Annotated in this window: 26 protein-coding genes and 1 tRNA gene; 20 read left to right on the top strand and 7 right to left on the bottom strand. The window is 59.3% G+C overall.

Features of this window, described 5'->3' with window-relative positions; all coding sequences use genetic code 11:
• Window position 1: 1 nt before the first annotated feature.
• From AC2FF8_RS05210 to AC2FF8_RS05170, 9 genes are all read left to right on the top strand, one after another.
• Window positions 2-400, top strand: coding sequence for a ketosteroid isomerase-related protein (locus AC2FF8_RS05210; protein WP_480683776.1), 399 nt, complete (start codon window positions 2-4; stop codon window positions 398-400).
• Window positions 393-986 carry a GNAT family N-acetyltransferase gene (locus AC2FF8_RS05205; RefSeq protein WP_496879100.1) on the top strand — a complete coding sequence of 198 codons (594 nt, stop codon included), beginning with the start codon at window positions 393-395 and terminating at the stop codon, window positions 984-986. Before AC2FF8_RS05210 ends, AC2FF8_RS05205 begins: the two co-directional genes overlap by 8 nt.
• A 63-nt stretch (window positions 987-1,049) precedes the next feature.
• Entirely contained in the window at window positions 1,050-1,319 is a 270-nt protein-coding gene (locus tag AC2FF8_RS05200) for a DUF4242 domain-containing protein (protein WP_152458857.1), read from the top strand.
• Window positions 1,320-1,386: 67 nt separating this feature from the next.
• On the top strand, window positions 1,387-2,262 hold the full coding sequence (locus AC2FF8_RS05195; protein WP_496879099.1) for a carbon-nitrogen hydrolase family protein: 876 nt from the start codon (window positions 1,387-1,389) through the stop codon (window positions 2,260-2,262).
• Between the two features lie 91 nt (window positions 2,263-2,353).
• Complete coding sequence (gene infA / locus AC2FF8_RS05190; RefSeq protein WP_005978431.1) at window positions 2,354-2,572, top strand: translation initiation factor IF-1; 219 nt, start codon at window positions 2,354-2,356, stop codon at window positions 2,570-2,572.
• 11 nt (window positions 2,573-2,583) lie between these two features.
• Entirely contained in the window at window positions 2,584-3,162 is a 579-nt protein-coding gene (locus tag AC2FF8_RS05185) for a Maf family protein (RefSeq protein ID WP_425078757.1), read from the top strand.
• Window positions 3,159-4,181, top strand: a complete 1,023-nt coding sequence (locus tag AC2FF8_RS05180; protein WP_496879098.1) for a ribonuclease E/G — start codon at window positions 3,159-3,161, stop codon at window positions 4,179-4,181. The genes AC2FF8_RS05185 and AC2FF8_RS05180 overlap by 4 nt, the downstream gene beginning before the upstream one ends.
• Window positions 4,178-4,360 carry a DNA gyrase inhibitor YacG gene (locus AC2FF8_RS05175; protein WP_496879097.1) on the top strand — a complete coding sequence of 61 codons (183 nt, stop codon included), beginning with the start codon at window positions 4,178-4,180 and terminating at the stop codon, window positions 4,358-4,360. The genes AC2FF8_RS05180 and AC2FF8_RS05175 overlap by 4 nt, the downstream gene beginning before the upstream one ends.
• A gap of 79 nt (window positions 4,361-4,439) precedes the next feature.
• Window positions 4,440-4,514 (top strand) — tRNA-Phe (locus AC2FF8_RS05170).
• 196 nt (window positions 4,515-4,710) lie between these two features.
• Here the strand turns inward: AC2FF8_RS05170 and AC2FF8_RS05165 are convergent.
• The 5 genes from AC2FF8_RS05165 to AC2FF8_RS05145 form a co-directional block, all read right to left on the bottom strand.
• Window positions 4,711-5,004, bottom strand: coding sequence for a helix-turn-helix transcriptional regulator (locus AC2FF8_RS05165; protein WP_496879096.1), 294 nt, complete (start codon window positions 5,002-5,004; stop codon window positions 4,711-4,713).
• Window positions 5,001-6,791, bottom strand: coding sequence for an AAA family ATPase (locus AC2FF8_RS05160; RefSeq protein WP_496879095.1), 1,791 nt, complete (start codon window positions 6,789-6,791; stop codon window positions 5,001-5,003). The genes AC2FF8_RS05165 and AC2FF8_RS05160 overlap by 4 nt, the downstream gene beginning before the upstream one ends.
• Window positions 6,694-7,275 (bottom strand): hypothetical protein, encoded by a 582-nt coding sequence (locus AC2FF8_RS05155; protein WP_496879094.1) that lies wholly within the window; start codon window positions 7,273-7,275, stop codon window positions 6,694-6,696. Before AC2FF8_RS05155 ends, AC2FF8_RS05160 begins: the two co-directional genes overlap by 98 nt.
• Before the next feature lie 60 nt (window positions 7,276-7,335).
• Complete coding sequence (locus AC2FF8_RS05150) at window positions 7,336-8,304, bottom strand: hypothetical protein (protein WP_496879093.1); 969 nt, start codon at window positions 8,302-8,304, stop codon at window positions 7,336-7,338.
• A 144-nt stretch (window positions 8,305-8,448) separates the two neighbouring features.
• A complete protein-coding gene (locus AC2FF8_RS05145) occupies window positions 8,449-8,919 on the bottom strand; it encodes a hypothetical protein (protein ID WP_496879092.1) in 471 nt (156 codons plus the stop codon).
• A gap of 678 nt (window positions 8,920-9,597) precedes the next feature.
• Between AC2FF8_RS05145 and AC2FF8_RS05140 the strand changes: the two genes are divergently transcribed.
• The 9 genes from AC2FF8_RS05140 to rpsU all read left to right on the top strand — a co-directional run bounded on the left by AC2FF8_RS05140 (window position 9,598) and on the right by rpsU (window position 21,870).
• The gene (locus AC2FF8_RS05140; RefSeq protein WP_085823052.1) at window positions 9,598-10,182 is read left to right on the top strand and encodes an ANTAR domain-containing response regulator; all 585 of its coding nucleotides are present in this window, start codon (window positions 9,598-9,600) and stop codon (window positions 10,180-10,182) included.
• The gene (locus tag AC2FF8_RS05135; protein WP_496879091.1) at window positions 10,179-11,348 is read left to right on the top strand and encodes an ABC transporter substrate-binding protein; all 1,170 of its coding nucleotides are present in this window, start codon (window positions 10,179-10,181) and stop codon (window positions 11,346-11,348) included. Before AC2FF8_RS05140 ends, AC2FF8_RS05135 begins: the two co-directional genes overlap by 4 nt.
• A 270-nt stretch (window positions 11,349-11,618) precedes the next feature.
• Window positions 11,619-12,983 carry a CmpA/NrtA family ABC transporter substrate-binding protein gene (locus AC2FF8_RS05130; RefSeq protein WP_496879090.1) on the top strand — a complete coding sequence of 455 codons (1,365 nt, stop codon included), beginning with the start codon at window positions 11,619-11,621 and terminating at the stop codon, window positions 12,981-12,983.
• Between the two features lie 73 nt (window positions 12,984-13,056).
• The gene (locus AC2FF8_RS05125) at window positions 13,057-14,139 is read left to right on the top strand and encodes an ABC transporter permease (protein ID WP_496879089.1); all 1,083 of its coding nucleotides are present in this window, start codon (window positions 13,057-13,059) and stop codon (window positions 14,137-14,139) included.
• 5 nt (window positions 14,140-14,144) lie between these two features.
• Window positions 14,145-15,824: an ABC transporter ATP-binding protein gene (locus AC2FF8_RS05120; RefSeq protein ID WP_496879088.1), complete on the top strand. Its 1,680-nt coding sequence runs from the start codon at window positions 14,145-14,147 to the stop codon at window positions 15,822-15,824.
• A gap of 4 nt (window positions 15,825-15,828) precedes the next feature.
• Window positions 15,829-18,264, top strand: coding sequence for a nitrite reductase large subunit NirB (nirB, locus tag AC2FF8_RS05115; RefSeq protein ID WP_496879087.1), 2,436 nt, complete (start codon window positions 15,829-15,831; stop codon window positions 18,262-18,264).
• Window positions 18,261-18,593, top strand: coding sequence for a nitrite reductase small subunit NirD (gene nirD, locus AC2FF8_RS05110; RefSeq protein WP_496879086.1), 333 nt, complete (start codon window positions 18,261-18,263; stop codon window positions 18,591-18,593). The genes nirB and nirD overlap by 4 nt, the downstream gene beginning before the upstream one ends.
• Window positions 18,593-21,253, top strand: coding sequence for a molybdopterin-dependent oxidoreductase (locus tag AC2FF8_RS05105; protein WP_496879085.1), 2,661 nt, complete (start codon window positions 18,593-18,595; stop codon window positions 21,251-21,253). The genes nirD and AC2FF8_RS05105 overlap by 1 nt, the downstream gene beginning before the upstream one ends.
• A gap of 416 nt (window positions 21,254-21,669) precedes the next feature.
• Window positions 21,670-21,870 carry a 30S ribosomal protein S21 gene (rpsU, locus tag AC2FF8_RS05100; protein ID WP_114869331.1) on the top strand — a complete coding sequence of 67 codons (201 nt, stop codon included), beginning with the start codon at window positions 21,670-21,672 and terminating at the stop codon, window positions 21,868-21,870.
• Between the two features lie 206 nt (window positions 21,871-22,076).
• Here the strand turns inward: rpsU and AC2FF8_RS05095 are convergent, their stop codons facing one another.
• Entirely contained in the window at window positions 22,077-22,730 is a 654-nt protein-coding gene (locus tag AC2FF8_RS05095; RefSeq protein ID WP_496868154.1) for a DUF2461 domain-containing protein, read from the bottom strand.
• A 313-nt stretch (window positions 22,731-23,043) separates the two neighbouring features.
• Entirely contained in the window at window positions 23,044-23,556 is a 513-nt protein-coding gene (locus AC2FF8_RS05090) for a MarR family winged helix-turn-helix transcriptional regulator (RefSeq protein WP_425078720.1), read from the bottom strand.
• Between the two features lie 120 nt (window positions 23,557-23,676).
• Between AC2FF8_RS05090 and AC2FF8_RS05085 the strand changes: the two genes are divergently transcribed.
• Both AC2FF8_RS05085 and AC2FF8_RS05080 read left to right on the top strand, forming a co-directional pair.
• Window positions 23,677-24,936 carry a ferredoxin reductase family protein gene (locus AC2FF8_RS05085; protein WP_425078719.1) on the top strand — a complete coding sequence of 420 codons (1,260 nt, stop codon included), beginning with the start codon at window positions 23,677-23,679 and terminating at the stop codon, window positions 24,934-24,936.
• Between the two features lie 25 nt (window positions 24,937-24,961).
• On the top strand, window positions 24,962-25,453 hold the full coding sequence (locus AC2FF8_RS05080; protein ID WP_425078718.1) for an enoyl-CoA hydratase: 492 nt from the start codon (window positions 24,962-24,964) through the stop codon (window positions 25,451-25,453).
• The last annotated feature ends 10 nt before the right edge of the window (window positions 25,454-25,463 follow it).

Genomic DNA, 25,463 nt, shown 5'->3' with positions numbered 1-25,463 from the left:
CATGAACCAGACCGTCAAAACCTATTTCGAAGCCTTCAATGCCGGTGACGTGGATGCCATGCTGGCTTGCCTGTCCGATGACGTGGCCCATCACGTGAACGAAGGCCAGATCCGCATCGGCAAGGAGAAGTTCGCCGCGTTCTGCGCGCATATGAACCGCTGCTACAAAGAGACCCTGACCGACATTGTCGTGTTCGAAGCCGAAGGCGGCACCCGCGCGGCGGCTGAGTTTATTGTCAACGGAACCTATTTGGAAACCGATGACGGCCTTCCGGATGCGCATGGCCAGACCTACCGCCTGCCTGCCGGGTCTTTTTTCGACCTGAAGGATGGCAAGATCACCCGCGTCACCACTTTCTACAACCTGGCAGACTGGACCAAACAGGTCTCGAATGGCTGAGGTCACTGCCGTCCGCCCCCTGATCGGAGAGGCGTTGGAAGCCGCCCTGGATGACGTTGCCCAGCTGCGCATCAAGGTGTTTCATGCCTGGCCGTATCTTTACGATGGCGACCTGGGATATGAACGGAACTACCTGCAATCCTACCGCGACAGCGACAAGGCCATCGTGGTGGGCGCATTCGACAACGACCGCCTGATCGGCGCGTCAACCGGCGCCCCTCTGATCGACCACGCCGGAGATTTCGCGGCGGCTTTCGAGGGCACCGGGCTTGATCTGAACGACATCTTCTATTGCGCCGAGTCGGTGCTGCTGCCCGACTATCGCGGGCAAGGTGTCGGCCATAAATTCTTCGACGCCCGCGAAGCCCACGCCCGCGCGCTGGGCTTCACAAAATGCGCCTTTTGCGGTGTACAACGCCCCGCAGATCACCCGATGCGGCCCGACAAGTACCGCCCGCTGGATTCTTTCTGGCGCGCGCGAGGATACACGCCTTTGCCCGGCGCGATCGCGCAGTTTTCGTGGAAAGATATTGGCGACGAAGGCGAATCGAAAAAACCTCTTCAGTTCTGGATCCGTGACCTCTGAACGCCAAACGCAGAAAAAATTCCCGAATCATGGTAGTGTTGGGTTTTCTGTGGGGGAAGTGCCATGAAACGCTATGTTATCGAACGCGATCTTCCGGGTGTAGGTTCCATGTCCGGTGACGAACTGTGCGGCGCGTCTGCGAAGTCGAACGAAGCGCTGGCGCAAATACCCGGCGTGCAGTGGGAGCATTCCTATGTTGCCGGTGACAAGACCTTTTGCATCTATCTGGCCGAGAGCGAGGACGCGATCCACAAGCACGCCGAGCTCAGCGGGTTCCCGGCCAACACGATCACCGAAGTGACCACCATCATCGATCCAACGACCGCAGGGTAATTGGGCTGTACTCCGGTCCGCGTCCGCGACTAAGGTCATGCGAATTTGACCGCACGGGGACGCTGCCATGAAAGTCGCAACCGCCGCCTACAACCTCGACTGGCTGGATAGCTGGGCGCAGTACGAAGACAAGCTTGAGGGGTGGGTGTCCCAGGCCGCAGGGCAGGGGGCCGAATTGCTGGTCTTTCCCGAATACGGCGCGATGGAGCTTTCGACCCTGGACGGGGCCGAGGTTGCAGGTGATCTGGAGCGTTCGATCCGGGCCGTATCCGACCGGATGGAGGATGTACAAAACCTGCACACCCGCCTCGCCAGGACGTACAAAACCTACATTCTGGGCGCATCCGCGCCGGTTGTGGATGGTCCCGGTCGTCCGGTGAACCGCGCCGCCTTCTATGCGCCGGATGGCAGTTCTGACCATCAGGACAAACAGATCATGACCCGGTTCGAGCGCGAGGATTGGGACATCGCCCCGGGGGGTCCGCTCAAGCTGTTCGACACCGCGCTGGGCAAGATCGGTGTGTTGATCTGTTACGACAGCGAGTTTCCGTTGCTGGGCCGCGCGCTGAGCGAGGCAGACCTGATCCTTGCGCCATCCTGTACCGAAGCGCTTTCGGGTTACTGGCGTGTGCGGATCGGCGCGATGTCAAGAGCTTTGGAAAATCAATGTGTTACGGTTATGGCCTCGCTGGTTGGAAGCAACGCGTGGTCCAAGGCGGTGGATATGAACACCGGGACCGGAGGCGTCTTTGGTCCGCCCGACAAAGGGTTCCCGGCCACCGGTGTGCTGGCCGAAGGCACGCTGAATCAACCCGGCTGGACCTATGCGGATGTCGACCTGTCAGCCATCGCCGAGGTCCGCGCAGACGGTCACGTGCTGAACCGAACCCATTGGGAGGAACAGGTCGCCCGAGTCGAATCGGTCACAATATCCGCTCTTTAGGTGATTCCGCCCTTGAAATAAGGCGGAAATAGGCTCATTTAAGCGCACACCCCCGCAGATTCTGCGGGTGCAACGTAATGATGGAGACAACATGGCCAAGGAAGATACGCTCGAATTTCCCGGTGTCGTGAAGGAACTCCTGCCTAATGCGACGTTTCGGGTCGAGCTGGAAAACGGCCATGAGATCATCGCACATACGGCAGGCAAGATGCGCAAGAACCGCATCCGTGTTCTGGCCGGCGACAAGGTTCAGGTCGAGATGACCCCATATGATCTGACCAAGGGTCGGATCAACTACCGCTTCAAGTAACGCCTGCCGCAATGGCGTTCATTCTCGGATCGGGCAGCCCAAGACGGCTGGACCTGCTGGCCCAGCTTGGCGTGCAGCCCGATGCCATTTGCCCTCCTGACATTGATGAAACGCCCTTGAAGGGCGAGCTTCCGGTTCCGTATTGTCACCGCATCACGCGCCAAAAAGTGCAGGCTGTTCAGGCGGATAGAGACGACGTTACCCTCTGCGCAGATACCACCGTGGCCTTGGGGCGCCGGATTCTGGGAAAGCCCGAGGATGTGGGGCAGGCGGCGGAATTTCTGCATGCTCTGTCCGGTCGCCGTCACCGCGTGATCACCTCGGTTGCGGTCCGGCGCGGAGATCGTGTGCTGCAACGTGATGTTGTCTCGCAGGTCAAGGTCAAACGCCTGTCGGACGTCGAGATCAACGCCTATCTGGCGACCGGAGACTGGCGCGGCAAGGCAGGCGCCTATGCCATTCAGGGTCCCGCAGGGGCTTTCATTCCATGGATTTCTGGGTCGTTTACCGGCATCGTCGGCCTGCCCCTGTCCGAGACCGCAGCCTTGCTGCAAGGCATCGGCTATCCACTGTATCGTGAGGCATCATGAAAGGTCGCACCATTGTTCTGGACCATATCCAAGGCCGCGAAGCGGCTGCGCTGATGGTCGACGGCAAGCTGGATGACTTCTTGATCGCCGCGGACGCCCCCGCGCCCGGCACCATCTACCGCGCCCGCGCTGACCGCCCGGTCAAGGGGCAGGGCGGAATGTTCCTGACCACGCCAGATGGCCCTGCGTTCTTGCGACAAGTCAAGGGCTTGGGTCCCGGCGCCCTGTTGTTGGTACAGGTCAGCGGGTTTGCTGAGCCCGGCAAAGCCATCCCGGTGAGCCATCGCATCCTCTTCAAAAGCCGCTATGCGATTGTCACGCCGGACGCTCCGGGCCTGAACATTTCGCGCAGTATCAAGGACGAGGACATACGCGATCAACTGCTTGAAATCGCCCATGAACAGATGGGTGACAGCGCCTATGGTCTGATCCTCCGCTCCTGTTGTGCAGGAGCAGATGCCGAGGATATCTCGGAAGACATCTCGGCCATGTTGGTGCAGGCCGATCAGGTGATGAGTGACGACGGGTCCGAGCCGGAACTGCTCAGCGAAGGTGACAGCCCTCATATCCTTGCCTGGCGCGACTGGACGGACCCGGCCGAAGTCGTGACCCAGGCGGGCGGGTTCGAAACCCACGGCGTTCTGGATGCACTGGACATGGTGCGTGGAGCGTCCGAGCCTTTGCCGGGCGGAGGGCATCTTTATATCGAACCCACACGCGCATTGGTCGCCGTGGATGTGAACACCGGAGCGGACACCTCGCTGGCGGCGGGCACCAAGGCCAATTTTGCCTGCGCCAAGATGCTGCCCCGTGCTTTGCGCGTACGTGGGCTGGCCGGGCAGATTACGCTGGACCTGGCTCCAATGCCAAAGAAGAATCGCCGCGGGTTTGAATCCGCTTTGCGTGCCGCGTTCAGATCAGACCCGGACGAGACGATTCTTGCAGGCTGGACCCCGCTGGGCCATTTTGAGTTGCAGCGAAAACGTGGTCGTGTTCCCGTGATGGAGATCCTGAAATGAGCTGCCCGATTTGCGGTGCGGAGACCGAAAAAAAGTTTCGTCCGTTTTGTTCCAGGCGGTGTGCGGACATTGATTTGGCCAAGTGGCTGAACGGGTCCTACTCGGTTCCCTCGCAGCGCGAAGAGGACCTCGAAGCCGAGGATGACACGCAGGACTTCACGCCAAAGCGACCACATTGAAAAAATGTGAAAAAGCCTCTGGACACCGCTTGTAGCAAGTCATAGAAGGCCCCCACCCAACGACGAACGTCGTTCCCGTGCCCGGGTAGCTCAGGGGTAGAGCAGTGGATTGAAAATCCTCGTGTCGGTGGTTCGATTCCGCCCCCGGGCACCACTTCAAGCCAATGAAATAAAACAGAAATTCGCCACTTTGGGCGCTGCGCATTCTTGCTGAGAATGGTCGAATCCCGGTCTGGGGCAACACTGGGGCAACAAATCCGCGCGATGCCCTGGTGGGCAACACACGGGCAGACCCGCCTCGCCGAGACCTGGATCTGCCGTGCAATACCCGGTGTCATCGGAATCGCCGCTCACCGGTTCGCGATGCACTGCCGGATGTAGTCCTCGATCTCGACCGCGAGGAACCGCGACCCGACAGGGTCCATCCTGATCTTCTTGGGGAAGCCCGGCCGTTCGCGGCACCAGCGGTCGATCGTGGTCCGGTCGCGCCGGAAGATTTCCGCCACTTCTTCGACGGTGAGCAGTTTGAGTTTCGGGTCGATAGCCATTCGCAATCTCGCTTTGCTGTTGTCTGTGGCAACGAAAAATGTCGCGGGGTGCCGGTAGGCAATGGTGCGCGCGGGGTTATCCACATAAGAGTTCATCCCGAACTTTCCGGCAGCTCCGGGTCGTGGATCGCGGGTTCGGGTCGGACCGGCTTGGCGATTGTCGGATGCAACCCTTCCAACACCTCGCGGCACCGCTCCTTCGATAGCTCTCTCTCGGCCATCAACACCTCTGCGACGGCATTCAGCCGATCCCGGTTCTGCCGAAGGATGCCCTGCGCCTGTTCGAGGCAAGCGCTGAGGGCATCCTGCACGGCGCGATCGACGGCATCGCCGGGCCGCATGATCGCTCCGCTGGCCGGGAGGTGGGTCAGGTGATCGCCCATACCCCATTCGAAGAGCATGCGGCGGGCGAGGTCGGTGGCGCGGGCGAGGTCCGAATCCGGGCCGTTGCCCGCCCCGCTGGAGGCCTCACCGAAGACCAGTTGTTCGGCGGCGTAGCCCGCCAGCAGGGTGGTCAGGCGAGCCCGCGCGCTCTGGCGGGTCTCGATGCGCGGGCGCGGGTATTCGACCGAGCCGCCATCCACGGTGAGCACGGCGCGCTCGGGCAGGCCCAGCCCGCAGGTGGCACCCACGACCATGTGGCCCGCTTCGTGGATCGCGGCCCGCCACAGGAAATCCGTATCCGGCGGCGGGGTGATGCGGCGGGCGGCGGTTTCCAGGTGGCGCTGCTGCAGGGGGAGGCCGTCCGCCCGCGCCAGGCCGCGCGCGTTCCGGACAAGTGCTGTGACCTGCGCACCGGAAAAGCCCAGCAGTTGATCGGCAAGCGGGGAGAGGTTGAGGCCATCCGCCGCGTCCCCGAGGGCCAGGCGCAAAATCCGGACAAGGGCGGTGCGATCGGGGTTGGTGATCTCGAGCTTCAGGTCGAAGCGCCCGGGCCGGATGACGGCCGGGTCCACCATGTCCGGGAAATTGGTCGCGCCCAGAACCACCACACCCGGTGTGTTGTTGAGCCGTGAGAGATGCTCCAGGAGGCCGTTGACCACGCCGACGATGTAATCCGACCGGCGATGCGCTGCGTTGCGATGGGTGAAAGAGTCGAGTTCGTCGAGGAAGAACACCGACGGCACCGCCCGGATCGCCGCCTCGACCTTCTCGGACAGGGCGCGCAGCATGTCGCCCTGGTGGCCGTGCTTCTGGCAGTCCGAATAGCTCGTCGCCACCAGAGGCCCGCCGATCGACCCGGCGATGGCCGCGGCCAGGAGCGTCTTGCCATTGCCCGGCGGGCCGAACAGCAGGACCGAGGAACTGACCTCGTCCCAGGTCAATTGTCCGGACATCCAGGCCCGGACATCGGCAACCAGCCGGTCGATTGGGGCCTGCACCTCGGCGTTCAGCACCACGTCGGCCAGGGTGATCCCCGCAGGCTGCCGCATCCGCGCGGTGGCGTCGGCCAGGGCATCGGCAACGGCCAGCGTTGTGGCTTCGCAAAAGGCGCCTTCGATGACCGGCAGCGGCAGAGCGGCCAGCGCGCCGTCCTCGGGCAGTCGGTCGCGCAGAGCGTCCTCGGCGACGCGGCCGGTGGCGGAATGCGTCGCGCGCAGGATCTCGATGCAGATCTCGCGCGACGGCGGCGGCAGGGTGAAGACGCGCCGGCAGAGCGCCCGCTCGATCTCGGACATGGAACCGGTGTCGGGGAGGAAGCAGATGGTCTTGCGCCCCTGCCGGACGGAAGAGGCGATGATCCTGCGGTAGTCTGCCTGCCGCTGGAGCGCGCGGTCCCGGCTGTCACCCGCGACCGTGCCGGGGACCGGCGTGTCGATGCCGCGCCAGCGGGCACCGCCCGGAGCGTCGAGTTCCGCCAACCAGCCCAGGATCGAATCCATCTGCGCCCACATCAGCCGTCGATCCTCCGGACCGGGCGCGAGGATTACTGCCAGCGCCCGGTCCCCGGTCCCGGGTGACGGCGGCCACGTCCTCGGCGCTGTCGAACAGCGCGGCAAAGCGCGCCGCGGCCACCATCGCGTCGATCGGGGGGTCGAACAGGCGGTTGGTATCGCCGGTGCCGTCCGCCTCGGCCCAGGGGTCGCGGCCCTCGGCGATCGCGCGTGCGATTTCGCGGGCGCGCATCCCATGCACTGCGGGCGTGGCGCCATAGGGCTCATCCATGCGCAGCTGCGGCGGCAGAGACCGCACGTCGGGGCGGGCCGGGGTGGTGCCCGGCGCGTCGTCGTCAGGTTCGGCGGCCGATTGGAGATCGGCGGTCAGATCGCGGTGCCACAGGGCGATGCGGCGCAGCAGCGGGCGCAGGAGCGACAGGGCATGGGGCGAGAGCGCGCCGGCGGGCGCGGGGCGTGGGGTCTGGGGCATCAAGAGAACTCCGGACAAAAATAGAGAGTGGGGGCCGCAGATTGGCGGCCCCGGACCGGATCAGGCGGCGGCGTTGTCCGGAGACCCGGAGGCGCTGGGGTCCCAACCCGCCGCGACCGCCTCCAACAGCGCCTGGATGTAGGACCGGGCGTGATGGTGATAGATCTCACTGGTCGTCCGGATCGGACCCCGGAACAGCGCGGGCGGCACGATCAGGTCGGGGCGATGCGCTTGGATATGGGCGTGCAGGGCTTTCTCGATGCAGATGGCGCGATGTCCGAACTCGATGGAAATGGCGCGCAGCAGCTTGCCCTTCGTCTGTCCGGGATCCCGCTGCACTTGGCGCAGGCGGAAGGCGGGGTTCGAGCTGAACCCCAGCTTGATCACTGGCAGATCGGGCAGGGTGAAAGACAGGAGGTAGATCTGGCTCGGCTTCGACGCCCAGCTCTCGCCGCAGCCCGCGCAATCGACGTCACCGTTGCGCATGTTGGCCGCCGCCACGTCCTGCCGGTGCCCGCAGGCATGCACGTAACGGCGATAGCCGGGGTTGTCGCGCCGCGCTTTGCCGATCAGCTGCCAGTCCTGCGCCTCGGCCTCGGCGGCGTGGCGTTCTTCGGTGCAGGTCTCGCAGCTCAGCCCGTGCCCGCCGGCGGCGGCCCGTTCGACCCGGTGATGCTGGCGGCGGCCGGTATGGCCGCAGGCGAATTCATAGAGGCCATAGTGCCGGTCACCTTCGGGGTCCGGCCCGATCAGGCAGGCGCCCATCTTCCGGGCGGCCTTGGCGCGGCGGGCGGCGATGCAATGCGGGCATTCGGGCGCGTGATCCCGAACGACATTGATGCGCTTGAGAGTGGGCTGGCCGCAGGTCTGGCAGCCGAGGACGACGTGCAGGCGATCCACGGCGCGGCCGATCAGCGAGAAGCCTTTACGCTCGGCGGCGGCGGTCCAGTGACGTTTGACGGGGCCGACGAAGACAGGGCGGAATTCCCCGTCGATGGGGAAAGGATACAGGGTGGCGCTGGTGGGCATGGAAAAAAAACTCCGGACAGAATCCACCCGGGGGCCCGCAGGGCTGCGGGCAGGTGGAGAGGAAAAGAAAGGGAGTGAGACAGGCCGGCGGGGCCTGTCCGGGAAACCCGGACAGGAGAAGAGGTGAAGGCCGGTCGGGAGAACTCAGGCGGCGCGGGGCAGACCCATGAGGGCCAGATTGCCGCGCCAGGCTTCGACCAAGGCCTGCGCCTCCATCAGCAGCGCATGGAGGTCGGGGGCGGTGGTCTTATGCGCCCGGGCCAGATCAAAGAGCGCACCGGACAACTGGATCAGGTCGGACTGGGTCGACATTCCGTCTTCCACTGCCGGCAGCATCTGCGCGGCGGCAGCCCGCAGGTCGGGATGCGCGGCGCGCATATCTCGGACAGCCCGCAGCCCGGCGTTGACCAGCGACCAGGCACTGGCGGCGGTGTCGCCCAGTTCCATGCCCTTGTCCGAGTTCAGATCGGCGCGGGTCTCGTACACCAGCCAATCCGCGCGCAGGGCGACGAACAGCTGGTCGAGCGCGGCGCGGAAGGAAAGTTTGTCCGAAGAAATGATTGCGTTCAGCGGTTCAGCCGCAGGGCGCGGCGTGCTAAAGGGCGTGTCAGCCATGATGATCTCCTAGCGATCGTTGTGGTCAGCGTGGGCGATGGAGTTGCCGCTCCGTCGTCCACGTGCTTAATATGATATCACGAAATCAATCTGTCAATAGGTGATATCATGAAATCTCGCGGGCGCCCGAAAGCCGATACGCAACCCGTCATGGTGCGGCTTCACAGCGACCTCATAACCCTGCTCGATGACGCCCGCAGGCGCGAGGAAGACATACCTACCCGACCGGAGATGATCCGCCGCATCCTCGACGCATGGACCAGGGGGGAGGTGTATCAGGGAGGGCAGGAGGGGTAAGATCGGAAAAATTCGCCGGAGCCATTTCACGGCCACAATAGACACCACACGCTGTCACATCGGGCGGGAAGCAGTCATTCGCTGCGATTGCGGAACCACGTGGTTCTTGCCGTCAAAGCAGACCTTCGATTTCGCATCGTCGATGAAATTGCATTTCGACCACCCAGATCCAGAGATTGGCCAAAATGAAAATCCAAAGAGCCGATCATTTGCGCCACGCCAGCGCTGATGCAAGATTTCTTTGATGGCATGTAGAAAAAATGTGCAGTCATTCCGCTGTATTTAAAAATCTGATGATAAAATAGGCAAGCTGGCAGCTTGATGAAACACTTAGTGGCCTTGGAATTGCGATCGATGAAGCTTGGGCTCACTTGGGTGTCTATGAAACAACACCTTACTGTCGTTGTCGTCGAGCAGAATCAAGAACGTGCTTTTGCAATTGTGGATGCCTTGAAAGAGTCTGGAGACGTAGACGTTTCTGTAATCGGCAATGTCTCTGGGCTGGCACGTAAAATCGCAATGCATAGCCCAGACATTGTTCTGATCGACATAGACAATCCATCGCGGGATATGCTGGAAGAGTTGACCGTTGCCTCCGGTCCTATGGAGAGACCGGTGGCCATGTTCGTCTCGGGCGCTGCGGGCGGATTGGCGAAAGCCGCCGTTGAGGCAGGGGTGTCGGCCTATGTAGTCGATGGTTTGCAAGCCGAGCGCATCAAGCCTGTGATCGATACCGCCATCGCCCGGTTTCACGTGCTGCGTCAGATGCGGACCGAACTGGCCGAAACCCGCCGTGCGCTGGAAGAGCGAAAAGTAATTGACCGCGCCAAGGGGTTGTTGATGAAAGCCAAGGGCGTGTCGGAAGACGAAGCCTATGCCCTGCTCCGCAAAACTGCGATGAACCAGAACCGCCGCGTCGCCGATGTGGCCGAGGCCTTGGTCACGGCTTCGGGGTTGTTGTCATGAGAACCGTAAATCTGCCTGTCGCCTATATGCCGCTGGTCGACGCGGCACCGTTGATCGTCGCGCGCGAGATGGGGTTTGACCATGCAGAAGGTATTTCGCTCGATCTGCGCCCGGCCCCGTCATGGTCATCTCTGCGCGATATGCTGGCCTTTGGGCACGTGGACGCGGCGCATCTGCTGTCACCTGTGCCCGTTGCGATGGCCTTGGGTTTGGGCGGTATCGCGACGCGGCTGTCCGCCGTGTCTGTTTTGTCAATGAATGGCACCGTCATTGGCGTTGGCACGCAATTGGCCGGACGGCTGTCTGATCAGGGATATGGGTTCGACTTCGCGAATGCCGCTGAGGCCGGGGCGGCATTGGCAAAAGCCGCCGGAGAAGTACTTGTCTTCGGCGTTCCATTCCCTTTTTCGATGCATGTTGAACTGCTGCGCTATTGGGTTGCGGGAACCGAACTGGCTTCGAAGCAGGTCGAAATCCGCACTGTCCCGCCACCACTCATGGCGCAGGCGCTTGCAGGTGGCGAGATCGATGCCTTCTGCGTGGGCGAGCCCTGGGGTTCATTCGCCGTGGATGACAATGTTGGCGCGTTGCTGCTGCCCGGTAAGGCGATCTGGACCTGCGCACCTGAAAAGGTGTTGGCGGTTAGAAATGACTGGGCCGAAACCGAGCCGCATTTGCTGGGCAGCCTCATGCGGGCCGTTTGGCGCGCAGGACGTTGGCTGTCAAACACGGACAGCAGAACAACCGCGTCCGAGATGCTATCGCGCAAAACCTACCTCAACGTTTCACCCGAACTAATCGACCGCGCATTGATGGGCGAATTCACGGTCTCGGCGCGCGGCGAGCAACGCTATGTGGATGGGTTTGTCGAGTTCTTTGACGGCGCTGCCACTTTCCCATGGCGCAGTCAGGCCAAGTGGATCGCGCACCAGCTGGCACAACGGAACGGGATCGATGTTAGCACAGCCGAACGCCAGGCCGCCCGTGTCTTTCGCAGCGATCTCTATCGCCGTGAATTGCAGGGGCTGGAGGTCGAAACACCCGGCGCATCCGAGAAACTTGAAGGCGCTTTGCCCGAGTCGACGGCGGTTGCCTCTGCCAATGGCAGCCTGATTCTGTCTCGGAACCTGTTTTTCGACCGACGCATTTTCGAGCCTACGGGGTAAGTTTGCACAATAATTTTGCAGCGCAGCATTCGTTTTTGCTGCATCGCAGAATTTTCAAGGTGAGAACGCCGAAAATTGATGACGTCCCGCTGCGAGGCTGACTTAATCGGGTCATCGGAAGGCAACGACGCCCACCGACGGAATTCGCCCATAATCCAGGGCACCTTACAAGAGCAAAGCCGCTCGACCATCCGCCACCTCCTCCCGGCGGACTGTGTCGGCGGCTTTTTTGTTTGCCCAAGGGGTTGGGCTGAACCGAAAGGGATCGAGATGAAAAAGCTACTTTTAGGCCTCGCCGCAACGACGGCGCTGGTGTCTCCGGCACTAGCCGAACTGGAACTGGAAAAAGACGAGCTGACCTTTGGCTTTATCAAACTGACCGATATGGCGCCGCTGGCTGTCGCCTATGAGAATGGGTACTTTCTGGATGAAGGCCTGTTCGTGACACTGGAAGCACAAGCCAATTGGAAAGTGCTATTGGATGGCGTAATCGACGGGCAGTTGGATGGGGCGCACATGCTGGCCGGACAGCCTTTGGCCGCGACCATCGGATACGGAACCGAAGCGCACATCGTCACGCCCTTCTCAATGGATCTGAACGGAAACGGCATCACGGTTTCCAACGAGATTTGGGAAGAGATGAAGCCGAACATCCCTGTCATGGAGGATGGCCGTCCCCAACACCCGATCAGCGCCGAAGCACTGGCACCGGTTGTTGAGAAGTACAAATCCGAAGGCAAGCCCTTTAACATGGGCATGGTTTTCCCGGTTTCGACCCACAATTACGAACTGCGCTATTGGCTGGCCGCTGGTGGGCTGCATCCGGGATTCTACAGCCCGGACAACGTGACCGGTCAGATCGGTGCGGATGTGTTCTTGTCGGTAACACCGCCGCCGCAAATGCCTGCCACGTTGGAGGCCGGAACGATCTATGGTTACTGCGTGGGTGAGCCATGGAACCAGCAGGCCGTCTTCAAAGGAATTGGTGTACCGGTTGTTACCGATTACGAGCTGTGGAAGAACAACCCCGAGAAGGTCTTTGGCATCACAGCCGAGTTTGCTGAAGAATATCCAAACACAACGCTGGCTGTAACCAAGGCGCTGATCCGCGCCGCACAATGGCTGGATGAAAACGACAACGCCAACCGACCCGAAGCGGTCGAAATCCTCAGCCGCGCGGAATATGTTGGCGCGGATTATGACGTCATCGCCAACTCGATGACCGGCACGTTTGAATACGAGAAAGGCGACAAGCGCGAGGTTCCCGATTTCAACGTGTTCTTCCGCTATAACGCGACCTATCCGTTCTATTCGGACGCTGTCTGGTACCTGACCCAAATGCGCCGCTGGGGCCAGATCGCAGACGCGAAGCCGGACAGCTGGTATGACGAGGTGGCCAAGTCGGTCTACAAGCCCGAAATCTACCTCGAGGCCGCGCGTCTGCTGGTCGACGAAGGTCTGGCGGACGAGGCCGATTTCCCCTGGGACAGTGACGGCTACAAGGCACCGACGCCTGCCGAGGATATCATTGACGGTATCGCCTATGACGGCCGCACCCCCAACGCGTACCTCGAAAGCATGTCCATTGGCCTGAAGGGCGAGCAGAAGATCGTCGGTTCAGACGTTCAAGGCTAATTCCTCAGCTCCACGTCCGGCCAAGGTCGGGCGTGGGCTTCACAAGTGCCCCGCCATCGCAAGGACACATCAGATGACGACCGTCGATCCCGAATTCAACGCAGACGCCGCCCGCCAGGAGCGTCGCGCCCGCCTTTTCACCCGCATCAATGCAGCCGATAAATGGTTCCAGGTGTTGGGCCTCAGCTGGGCCACGCCTGTTCTGAAGGCCGCCGCAGGGGACAATCCTCGCGCACAGATGGCCGAGATCTGGCGCTTGCTGATCGTGCCGTTGTTGTCGATCTTCGCCTTTCTGCTGCTGTGGGGCACGCTGGCGCCAAAGGTGCAGACCTCGCTGGGCGCGGTCCCCGGGCCGGCGCAGGTTTGGGCGGAGATGGTCAGCCTGAATGAGGACGCCAAAGCCAAAGCGGCGAAACGCGCCAAGTTCGAGGCGATGGTCGAGATGCGCAATCAAAAGTTCATTGATGCCGGCCAGCCGGAGAAGGTGAAAGACGTCGCTTTCACCGGGGCTCCGACCTACTACCAGCAGATCTGGACCTCGATCAAAACTGTGTTCTTCGGTTTTCTGATCGCCACTGCCCTTGCAGTCCCGCTGGGCATCGCGGCAGGCCTGTCGCCAACGGCAAATGCGGCGCTGAACCCGCTGATCCAGATTTTCAAACCGGTCTCGCCACTGGCGTGGCTGCCGATTGTGACCATGATCGTCTCGGCCGTTTACGTCACCAATGACGGCTGGTTCGCGAAATCCTTCCTGATCTCGGCCATCACCGTAACTTTGTGTTCGCTGTGGCCCACATTGATCAACACGGCGCTGGGTGTGGCGTCGATCGACAAGGATCTGGTGAACGTCTCCAAGGTTCTGAAAATGAACACCTATACCAAGATCACCAAGCTGGTATTGCCTTCGGCCTTGCCGCTGATCTTCACCGGTCTGCGCCTGTCGCTGGGCGTTGGCTGGATGGTTCTGATCGCCGCGGAAATGCTGGCGCAGAACCCTGGTCTGGGCAAGTTTGTCTGGGATGAGTTCCAGAACGGTTCCTCCAGTTCGCTGGCCAAGATCATGGTTGCGGTCTTTACCATCGGAATCATCGGTTTCCTGCTGGACCGTGTGATGTACGCGCTGCAATCCCTCTTCACCTTCACGAATAACCGGTGAGTGCGATGAGCATTCTTAGCTTCAAAAACGCCTCCAAATCCTTTGGCGAAGGCACCGCGCGCGCGGATGTGCTGAAAGGCATCGATCTGGACGTGCAAGAGGGCGAGTTTCTGGTGATCCTCGGATTCTCGGGCACCGGTAAGACGACCCTGATCAACCTTATGGCCGGGCTTGATAGTCCGACCAGCGGAGAGGTCACGTTCAAAGGCGCCCCGATCAAGGGCCCTGGCCCGGAGCGCGGGGTGATCTTTCAAAACTACTCGCTGATGCCGTGGCTCACGGTCAGCGGCAATGTCGGGCTGGCGGTTGATACGGTCTTTCCCGGCCTCAACAGGGGGGAGAAGGCCGAGAAGGTTGCGCATTACGTGCAGATGGTGGGCCTCAGCCATGCCGCGACACGCCGCCCGGCGGAGCTATCTGGTGGGATGCGCCAGCGGGTCAACGTGGCGAGGGCGCTGTCGATGAACCCAGAGGTTCTGCTGTTGGATGAGCCTCTTTCGGCGCTCGACGCCTTGACCCGCGCCAATCTGGCGGATGAGATCGAACACATCTGGGAGGCCGACAAGAAGACCTGCGTGCTGATTACCAATGACGTGGATGAAGCAATCATTCTGGCAGACCGGATCATCGCCCTGAACCCCGATGGCTCGCTGGGGCAGGAGTTCCGCGTGTCGATTCCGCGACCGCGCGAACGCGGTGCTATGAACAACGATGAAACCTTCAAACGCCTGCGCGCGGACGTCACCAAGTACCTGATGGATGTGGGGATCGAAGCTAAAGTAGAAGGTTCGCGCATTCTGCCCGATGTCACGCCGATCCATGGCGTACCCACAGCGGTGGCTGAAGCGCAGAAGGGCCTGATTGAAAACCGGTTCCTCGACTTCTCGCAACTGCACAAGGTCTATCCAACACCCAAAGGCCCGTTGACTGTGGTCGAAGATTTTGACCTGAAGATCGATAAGGGCGAATTCATCTCGCTGATCGGCCATTCCGGCTGCGGCAAATCAACAGTTCTAACCATGGCCGCCGGGTTGAACGACATCTCGAAAGGCGCGATCAAGCTGGATGGCCGCCATGTCGAAGGTGCAGATCCCGAACGTGCTGTGGTGTTTCAGTCGCCCAACCTGTTCCCCTGGCTCACCGCCAAGGAGAACGTCGCGATCGGGGTCGACAAAGTCTATCCCAAGGCCAGCATGTCCGAGCGGCAGGATGTCGTTGAATACTATCTGGAACGGGTCGGTCTGGCCGATGCGATGGACAAATCCGCCTCGGACCTGTCGAACGGCATGAAACAGCGCGTCGGTATCGCGCGCGCCTTTGCCCTGTCACCCAAACTGCTGCTGCTGGATGAGCCCTTCGGGATGCTCGACAGCCTGACGCGCTGGGAGTTGCAGGAAGTCCTGATGGAGGTCTGGTCCCGCACCAAAGTGACCGCGATTTGCGTGACCCATGACGTGGATGAGGCGATCCTGCTGGCTGACCGGGTCGTGATGATGACCAACGGCCCGCAAGCGACCATCGGTAAGATCACCAAGGTTGATCTGCCGCGCCCAAGAACCCGTAAGGCTCTGTTGGAGCATCCGGATTATTACGCCTACCGGCAGGAAGTTCTCGATTTCCTAGAAGAATACGAACACGGCGCCAAGCCGAAATCGCCCACCCCAAAGGCGATTGCAGCGGAGTGAAACCATGAAACAAAGACTTGTTGTCATCGGCGCAGGGATGGCCTCGGGTCGGGTGCTGGAACACCTGACTGACACCGCGCCGGATGCGTTCGACATCACCCTGTTCAACGCCGAACCGCGTGGGAACTACAACCGCATCATGCTCAGCCCGGTTCTGTCGGGTGAGAAAACCTATGACGAGATCGTCACCCATGACGACGCCTGGTACACCGAGCGCGGCATCGCCTGCCGGTTTGGTGAGACGGTCGAAAAGATCGACCGCGAGATGAAGGTGGTCGAGGGCGCGAATGGGCATGTGCCCTATGACAAGCTGGTCATCGCGACGGGGTCGAACCCGTTCATCATTCCTTTGCCGGGGCATGATCTGGATGGTGTGATCGCTTATCGCGATCTGGAAGACACGCAACAGATGATGGGCATGGGGTCGGGAAACCAAGTCGTCGTAATTGGTGGCGGTTTGCTGGGGCTCGAGGCCGCTGCGGGGATGGCCGCGCATGGTGTTGACGTCACCGTCGTCCACATAATGGGCCACCTGATGGAGCGTCAGTTGGACGAGGCCGCAGGCTACCTGCTGAAGAAATCGTTGGAAGACAAAGGCATCAAGATCTGCCTGCAGGCGAATTCCAAGGAAGTTTTGGGGCAAGATGGCAAGGTTCGCGCATTGCTGCTGGATGACGGGACCGAACTGCCCTGTGACCTGCTGGTTATGGCGGTGGGTATCCGCCCCAACACGGCGCTGGCGCAAGCGGCCGGGCTGGCCACCGGTCGCGGCATCTATGTGGATGATCAGATGTTGACCTCGGACCCGGATGTCTATGCCGTGGGTGAATGCGTCGAACATGGCGGAGAGATCTTTGGCCTTGTCGCTCCGCTCTACGATCAAGCGAAAGTGGCGGCGCGTGCTCTGTTGGAAGAAGACGCCGCATTCGCGCAGAAAACCCTCTCGACCAAACTGAAAGTCACCGGCTGTGATCTATTCAGTGCTGGCGACTTCGCTGACGGTCCGGGGCGTGAAGACATTGTGTTCCGCGACCCCTCGCGCGGGGTCTATAAACGCCTCGTGATTGAAGAAGATCGGCTGATCGGAGCCGTTATGTATGGCGACACCGCCGATGGCAGCTGGTTCTTTGGCCTGATCAAGGACGGCACCAGCATCGAAGCCATGCGCGAGACGCTGATCTTCGGCCCGGCCTATCAGGGGGGCGACACCGCGGACCCTCTCTCAGCCGTTGCAGCATTGCCGCCTGAGGCGGAGATTTGCGGCTGCAACGGCGTATGCAAGGGAGACATCATTGAGGCGATCAATGCAGGGGCCAATGATTTGGGCGCGGTGCGTGCAAGCACCAAGGCCAGCGCCTCCTGTGGAACATGCACCGGGCTTGTGGAACAGGTATTGCAGGTCACTTTGGGCGACGACTTCCAAATGCCTGCCGCGCAACCGATTTGCGGTTGCACCGATCTGACGCACGAAGATGTGCGTCGTTTGATCAAGGGGCAGGAATTGAAAAGCCAGGCCGCTGTCTGGCACGAACTCAGCTGGAGCACGCCCAACGGCTGCCATGTGTGCCGCCCGGCGATCAACTATTACCTGCTGGCGGATTGGCCGCTGGAATACCAAGACGACCCGCAAAGCCGCTTTGTCAATGAACGCAAACACGCGAACATCCAAAAGGACGGTACATTCAGCGTCGTACCCCGCATGTGGGGGGGGATCACGACACCGGAAGAGCTGCGCGCCATTGCCAATGCTGCCGACAAGTACGACGTGCCAACTGTCAAAGTCACCGGTGGCCAGCGCATCGACCTGCTGGGCGTAAAGGGTGAGGACTTGCCTGCGATCTGGTCGGACCTGAACAAGGCCGGCCTTGTCTCGGGCCACGCTTATTCCAAGGGTCTGCGCACGGTCAAAACCTGTGTCGGCACGGATCATTGCCGGTTTGGCACACAAGACAGCACCGGGCTGGGGATCAAGCTGGAGAAAATCCTGTGGGGGTCGTGGACGCCGCACAAGCTGAAGCTGGCCGTATCCGGGTGCCCGCGCAACTGCGCCGAGGCGACGTGCAAGGATATCGGCGTCGTCTGCGTGGATTCGGGCTTTCAGATCAGCATCGGCGGCGCCGCCGGTATGGATGTGAAAGAGACCGAACTGTTGTGTCAGGTCCCCACCGAGGACGAAGCAATCGAGGTCGTGATGGCCGTCACCCAAGCCTACCGCGAGGGCGGCAAGTATCTGGATCGCCTGTATAAATGGTTGGGCAAGGTCGGCATGGACTGGGTCAAAGCTCAGGTCGTGGACGACGTTGAAAACCGCGCTTCCTTGGTCGCCCGGTTCGAACTGTCGCAAAGCATATTCCGCAAAGACCCGTGGGCCGAACACGTCAAAGAAAAAGCGCAGACCTACGCGCCGATTGCAGATTTCACACTGGAGGCCGCGGAATGAGCTGGATCGACATCGGACATATCGACGAGGTGCCTTTGCGCGGGGCGCGTCTGGTGAAAACCCATATCGGCTGTATCGCCGTCTTCCGTACCGCCGAGACGGAAGTATACGCTGCGACCAACAGCTGTCCGCATAAAGGCGGCCCATTGTCCGAGGGCATCGTGCATGGCCAGTCGGTCACTTGTCCGCTGCATAACTGGGTCTTTGACCTGAACACGGGCGAAGCTCAGGGTGCGGATGATGGTCGCATCACCACCTATCCGGTGCGCCTTGAAGAGGGCCGTATCCTGTTGGAAGACAACGCGGTTACCCGGCGGAGCGCGGCCTGATGGACGGAAGTGGTCTGCCCGAAGTTCGCTCGACCTGCGCTTATTGTGGCGTCGGCTGCGGTGTACTTCTGCGACCCGATGGGGTCGGAGGGCTGACAGTGCGGGGCGACCCGGATCATCCAGCGAACCATGGTTGGTTGTGCTCGAAAGGGTTGGCATTGGGTGAAACCGTGGGGTTGGAACACCGGTTGCTGTCTCCTCGTGCCTTTGGCCAGGACACCAGCTGGGATAACGCGTTGCAACTGGTCGCAGACCGGTTCTCTGCCGCGATAGCTGAACACGGGCCGGACAGCGTGGCGTTTTACGTCTCGGGGCAGTTGCTGACCGAGGATTACTATGTCGCCAACAAGCTGATGAAGGGCTTTATGGGCTCGGCGAATATCGACACCAACTCTCGGCTTTGTATGGCCTCGACCGTGGCCGGACACAAACGCGCTTTTGGTACCGATACGGTGCCTGGAACCTATGAGGACCTGGATCAGGCTGACCTGGTTGTGCTGGTCGGCTCGAACCTGGCTTGGTGCCATCCTGTTCTCTATCAACGCGTCATAGCTGCGCGTCAGGCGCGCGGCACGAAGATTGTGGTTATTGACCCACGTCGAACAGCCAGCTGCGATCAAGCCGATCTCCATCTGGCGCTTCAACCGGGCAGTGACGTCGCATTGTTCAATCGCTTGTTGGCCAGAATTCACCAAACGGGGCATGTGTCAGCGGATTTTCTGGATCGCAGCGTTGGGTTCAATGAGGCGATTGATCTGGCACAGCTTGACGATCCTGATGAGACTGGGCTGAGCCCTGATGAGATTGAAGCGTTCTGCGATTTGTGGATCGGGACTGAGCGCGTTGTTACGATCTTTAGCCAGGGTGTGAACCAGTCTTCCAGCGGAACCGACAAGGTCAACGCGATCCTGAACTGCCATTTGGCCACCGGGCGGATCGGACGTGCGGGAATGGGTCCGTTTTCAGTCACCGGTCAGCCAAACGCCATGGGTGGTCGAGAGGTTGGCGGCTTGGCCAACATGCTCGCCTGCCATTTGGATATCGAGAACAAAGCCCACAATGCAGCCGTCCGGGATTTCTGGAAGGCACCCAACATGCCACAGAAGCAGGGGCTCAAAGCGGTTGACCTGTTTCGCGCTGTCGAAAGCGGCCAGATCAAAGCACTTTGGGTCATCCACACCAATCCGGCGGCCACTATGCCGGATGCAGGCCGTGTGAAGGCGGCTATAAAAAACTGTCCATTCACAGTTGTCAGCGACCTGACTGCCAGGACAGACACCGCGCGGCTCGCAGACATATTGCTGCCAGCAGCGGGTTGGGGTGAAAAAAACGGTACAGTGACCAATTCAGACCGCACCATTAGCAGACAACGCGCCGTTTTGATGCCTCCGGGACAAGCGCGCGCGGATTGGGATATCTTGGCCGAAGTGGGCCGCCGCATGGGCTGGACGGAGGCTTTCAGCTATGAGACCCCAGTACAGATATTTCGAGAATACGCTAAGATGACTTCGCTCGCCGTATCATTTGGCAAGGATCTGGATATCACAAGTTTTTCGGACCTTGATGACGAAGACTATGAAGCGCTAAGCCCAACACGGTGGCCGACGACACCCAGTAGATCAGATGGCCGTTTTTTCGGCGATGGGCAGTTTTTTCATCCTGATGGTAAAGCACGTTTTGTGCCTGTTACCCATCGTCCACCTAAGGCGACGACTTCTGAACAATTTCCGTTTCTTTTGAACACGGGACGAAACAGGGACCAGTGGCACACCATGACAAGGTCCGGGTTGTCGCCGCGCCTGTCAGCCCATCTTGCCGAGCCTTATGTTGACGTTAACCCCAAAGACGTTGATCGATTGGGCCTTAGTGCCGCAGATTTGGTCGAACTCAACAGCTCAGTTGGAAGCGGCATGTTTCGACTTCGCGTCACAGAATCTGTGGCACCAGGCCAAGTGTTTGCGCCAATTCACTGGACATGTGAAACGGCCCCATCCGCTTGTGTGGATGTACTTGTTCCAAGTGTTTCTGATCCGATCTCAGGACAGCCGGAAAGTAAGTCAACTGCGGTATCCGTACGGCGTATGCATGCCGCGTGGTACGGTTTCGCGGTAACGGTCGACGCCGCATCCCCTAGCTCAGAGTACTGGGCATCTGCCAAAACAACCAACGGCTACAGAATGGAGTTGGCGGGGAAACAGATCGTAGACGATTGGGAAAGCACCGCCCGCGATTGGTTTGGGTTACCGGATGCTGAAGCCACCGTGGTCGAAGACCCAAAGCGCGGCTCGTACAGAATAGCGCTGACAGACGGGCAGCGCGTATTGGCAGCGCTCTTCGTCTCGCGCCAACCTATCACGCTGATGCGAGATTATTTGGCAAGCTTTCCCGAGGTGACGCCTCAGCAGATTTTGTCTGGTCGTTCTTCTGCGTCATCAGAAGATTGCGGACCAATCGTCTGTTCCTGTTTCGAAGTCGGGCTCAAAACTATCATCCATGCCATTCATGACCAGCATTTGATCAGTGTGGACGATATCGGAAATGCGCTTCAGGCTGGAACGAATTGCGGGTCTTGCCGGCCAGAGTTGGCTGACTTGCTCACCGAGCATTCGAAATCAATCCGCAACAAGCAGAAGAACTGCCCGCAAGAACAACCAGCGTAGACTCAGGGTTGCTTTGAACGGGACTGCGGTCAGCTTTGATTGGTTTCCAAAGCCAGTGCGGGTTCTATTCAATCTTTAGAACAGATCAAATTGGGCCTTCCTAACCGGTTCGAACAACTTGGTCAGACGATGGCTTCGCCCTGTGCTCAAGACCTACACTCGCGCCCCAGTTTCGCGTTTGCGGCGAATGCCTCCTCTGACACGCCGCACATCGGCTAAGGCAACCGAAGCCGAACGGCAGGTTAGGGCCGTGTGCGAATTCAATGTCATCTAGCCTAAATGGCCGATGCTGTGAGCATGACGATTACTTCCGGCCCCACCTGCAACCGGTATGCTGTACAATCTAGGACAAGATTGCTATTTGGTCTATTCCTGCAATATTGCAAACTTCAGACCAGAAAGGTGGTATAAACCACATGCAGGTTAGTGTACGCGACAACAATGTTGATCAGGCCCTTCGGGTTCTTAAGAAAAAACTCCAGAGGGAAGGCGTTTTCCGTGAAATGAAGCTCAAGCAACATTTCGAGAAGCCATCTGAGAAAAACGCGCGCCAGAAAGCTGAAGCGATCCGCCGCGCCAGAAAGCTGGCACGTAAGAAGTTGGAACGCGAAGGATGATGTAATCATTCCTCGACGCTGAAAAACAGCCCCCGTTGTCCGATGGCAGCGGGGGTATTACGTTTCAATGGGCTATTTGACATGAGAGCGCTACAAATTAGCTTCCTGCGGCACGCGTTTTGCATAGCCGAGAACGCAGACTGTGTTCACGGATGAAGCGCCATCCCACGAAAACACCCCACTCGCATAATTCTCTCTGCGCAGAGTCAGTCGAAGTAGTGCACCAGCGGGCGGGCGGCGCGGAAGATCTCAATCAGCAGATCGATTACCTCGTCGTCAAGCAGCAGAGCGTCTGGCAGATCTTTGCGGCATCCCAGGCCAGCCATTTTCAGATAGGGCGCGGCGGGGTCGTTACTTGCAAAGCCTTCCGACACAGTACCCAACGCCTTTCGCGTGACAATTCCGTCCGGGAAAATCTTCTTAAACTCAGGGTCGTCCAAGATGGCTGTCAGGCCGCTCGGATCATTGATCAAACGCGTCTGCATTCGGACGAGCGCGTCCTTGGAGGGTTTGAAAAGTGCACCTCCTGCGTAGCAATTTTCTGGCTCGATGTGGAGATAGTATCCGAAGCTTTCTTCGGGATCACCAGCATTGGCAAAAACATCCACGTTCGAGCGGTATAGAGCACGCCCGATGCGGTCTCGTGGTTCCTGAAAGAATTTGGTGAAGCTTCGCTTCGGTTTGATCCCCGCCTCAGCCACGAAAGGATCAAAGCGATCAGCATAGTCGTGCAGTGTCATTGCGATACCAGCGAAATTGCGCAAGGCGTCATCGCGTTCTTCGCGATGCTCGTCCATCCAGGCTTTGCGGTTGTTCATTCCGAGATCCGCAAGGAACGCAAATGTTTCTGGCTCTACCACGGGCGCAACTCCTGTTTCGCAGTTGCCAAGAGGCTTGACTGCGTTCCCATTGCATCCTTGTAAGGCTAATTCAGAGTAACCGCCATGGATTGTAACTCAGCGCCTGAGAGATACCACCGATGATGGAAAGGACAGCCACCACTTACGTGTTGTCTGTAACGTTCGGTCCCGAACAACGAAAATGCTGCGTCAACGATGAACGTCCGGTTTGGGGGAGTTGAGCCACAGCTAGGGACAGGGCCATCAATGTCGGCACTGGGCCGTCCTCGTAGCTTCCTAATTTCATTGGCAACATCAACGTTAGCTGGAGCGTCTAAACCTTCAGTGCCACTTTCTTCAACAAATCGACAACTTGATTGCGTTCTTCCTTAGAGAGCATTCCAAGCGTCTCTTCATTGACCTGTCGTACGACGTTCGGAAGTTGTGTCGCTTTCTCACGCCCCGCGTCCGTCAGGAAAATCAGAAACGATCGCCTGCTGTTCGGATCGGGCCTGCGCTCGGCATAGCCGGCTTCGACCAATGCGTCGATATTGCGACTGGTGAAGTACTCAGGAAAATTGAGCTTTTCCCCCAAGGTACGCTGGTTGATCCCGTCCTCGTCTGCAAGCAGCATGAGGTTGGCAAAGACCTTCACATCGACGTCCACATCTTTAAGCGCTCGCTTCATCTTGGCATCGATGTCGCGGGCCAAGGTCTGGATCAGAAACCCAAAACTGTTCTCTCTGATATGCTTGGTGCTTTTCATTTGCGTCATCAGGAATGAACTCCTGATCATGGCCTTAACCCCTAATCTTGCAGCCTGCAAGTGTTGCAGAAACTTTTGCATTTACAATTCTTGTAAGTGCAAGTATTGCGAATACAAGTCAAGACATACCCTGAGTCGCACCGTGTCAGCGTTTTGAAGGGCGATCCTTGGCGTATCGAATGACATTTAGGAGTGAACGTAATGCTGAAGCGGCAAGGTGTGTTGGCGATCGCAGGTCTGATCGCAATATTTTCCGTACTTCACGTAGTATTTGCGCCAGATACGCACGATCCAAGAGCAACCGGAACAACGCTGCTTGGTGGAATTGCGTTTCTGCTGATGACCTGTTCGATCGTATTGTCCACCCGCGCACCGGTGCTGGAAGATTGGTTTGGCGGGCTGGATCGCATGTATCAAACACACAGGGTCATCGGCGTGCTTGCTGCATTGTTTGCGCTCGTGCATTTCTTTGGAGTGCCAAAGGAACTTCCTGCCGGAATTGATCCAGCCCAAAACCCGTTGGTGCCATCCGCGCCTCTTGGCATGTTGGGGCTGATCTTCCTTGTGATCGGGTTGTTCATCGCGCTGAACCGGAAAATCCGGTATTCGCTTTGGCGCCCGACACATAAGATCATGGCGCTTGTTTACATCCTGATCGTTGGACATTTTTTCACAGCACCGCAGGTTTTCGTTGTGCAGTTCAGCCCGTCCGGCTTCCTTCTGCTGGCAGCGGCAGGGCTCGGCATTGTGAGTTTGGTCTACTCGATATTCGGGATGAACAAGCGCACGGCGGTTCCATACACAATTGAGGCCGTCAACACGCTTGAGCGAGCCACAGAAGTTGTCCTGAAGCCAACCGGACCGCATCTCGATTTCAAGCCCGGCCAGTTCGCCTTTGTTGAGATCGCTGGTAAGGGGTGGAGCGAACCGCATCCCTTTACCATTTCAAGCGCGCCCAGTGACGGCCACCTGAAGTTCACAATGAAGGTCTTGGGGGACTGGACTCGCAAAGTTCGGGAAGAGTTGCAGCCCGGCGGCCATGTCAACGTGCGGGGCCCCTATGGACGTTTTGATGCCACCGGTGCTGGTGACAAACAAATCTGGCTGGCGGGCGGTATCGGGCTGACGCCCTTTCTCTCGAAAATCCGCGCGATGCAGCCGGGTGACAAGCGTCAAATCCACTTGGTCTATGCAGCGCGCGAGGCGCAAGACGCCATCTTTCTTGATGAGCTCAAGGAGCGGGCCGCGCAATTGGGGAATGTGACCTTGGTGCCATTGTTCTCGGACGAAGGAAACTTTGCACGGGTTGAAATGATGAAGCAGAAACTGCCCAATCCGCTGAAAAGCTACGACTATTTCATGTGCGGTCCAAAGCCAATGATCGAAGGCCTCATGAAAGACCTCAAGGCCGAAGGTGTTCCGCGCCGCAAGATACACACCGAAGCGTTCGAATTCCGTTAAGCCTCTGGATTCAGGCCTAAACACCATGAAAAAGCTTCTCTCGTTCATCGCCGAAATCGGCACAATTATGTATGTGGGCGGTATCCTGTCCCACATCGTGATCGGAGCCATCAATTCACATCCGACACCGGAAACAGCCGCATTCATCTATGACTACAAACTGCAAAGCGCTTACATCCTGATCCTGCCAGGTCTTGGGCTGAAGATCCTGATTGATCTGATCCTGTTCTTCAGGTTTGGCGAGCGCGCGTGGTGGATGCGGATCAAGTTAGCAATGACGGCGTTCCTGACGATCAACGCTTTCGTCTTCCTTGTACCGATGATGCCGGATCTGTTGGCGCTGGCCAAAGCTTCGATCCCTGATGGTACACTGAGCCAGGCATTTCTGGACCTTGAGCACACCGAAAAGCTGGTCGGTATGTCGAACGTAATCCCGTTGGTGACGGAAATGATCATGGGCGCATTCAAGCCCCGAATTTCCAGATCAGAGCGGTCGCAATCAGCGAAAGCCACATGAAGCCAGTTCT

It is taken from the genome of Ruegeria sp. YTSA144, from assembly GCF_059610125.1.
Note: the sequence above shows the minus strand (reverse complement) of the source record. Positions and strands in the feature narration are given on the sequence as shown.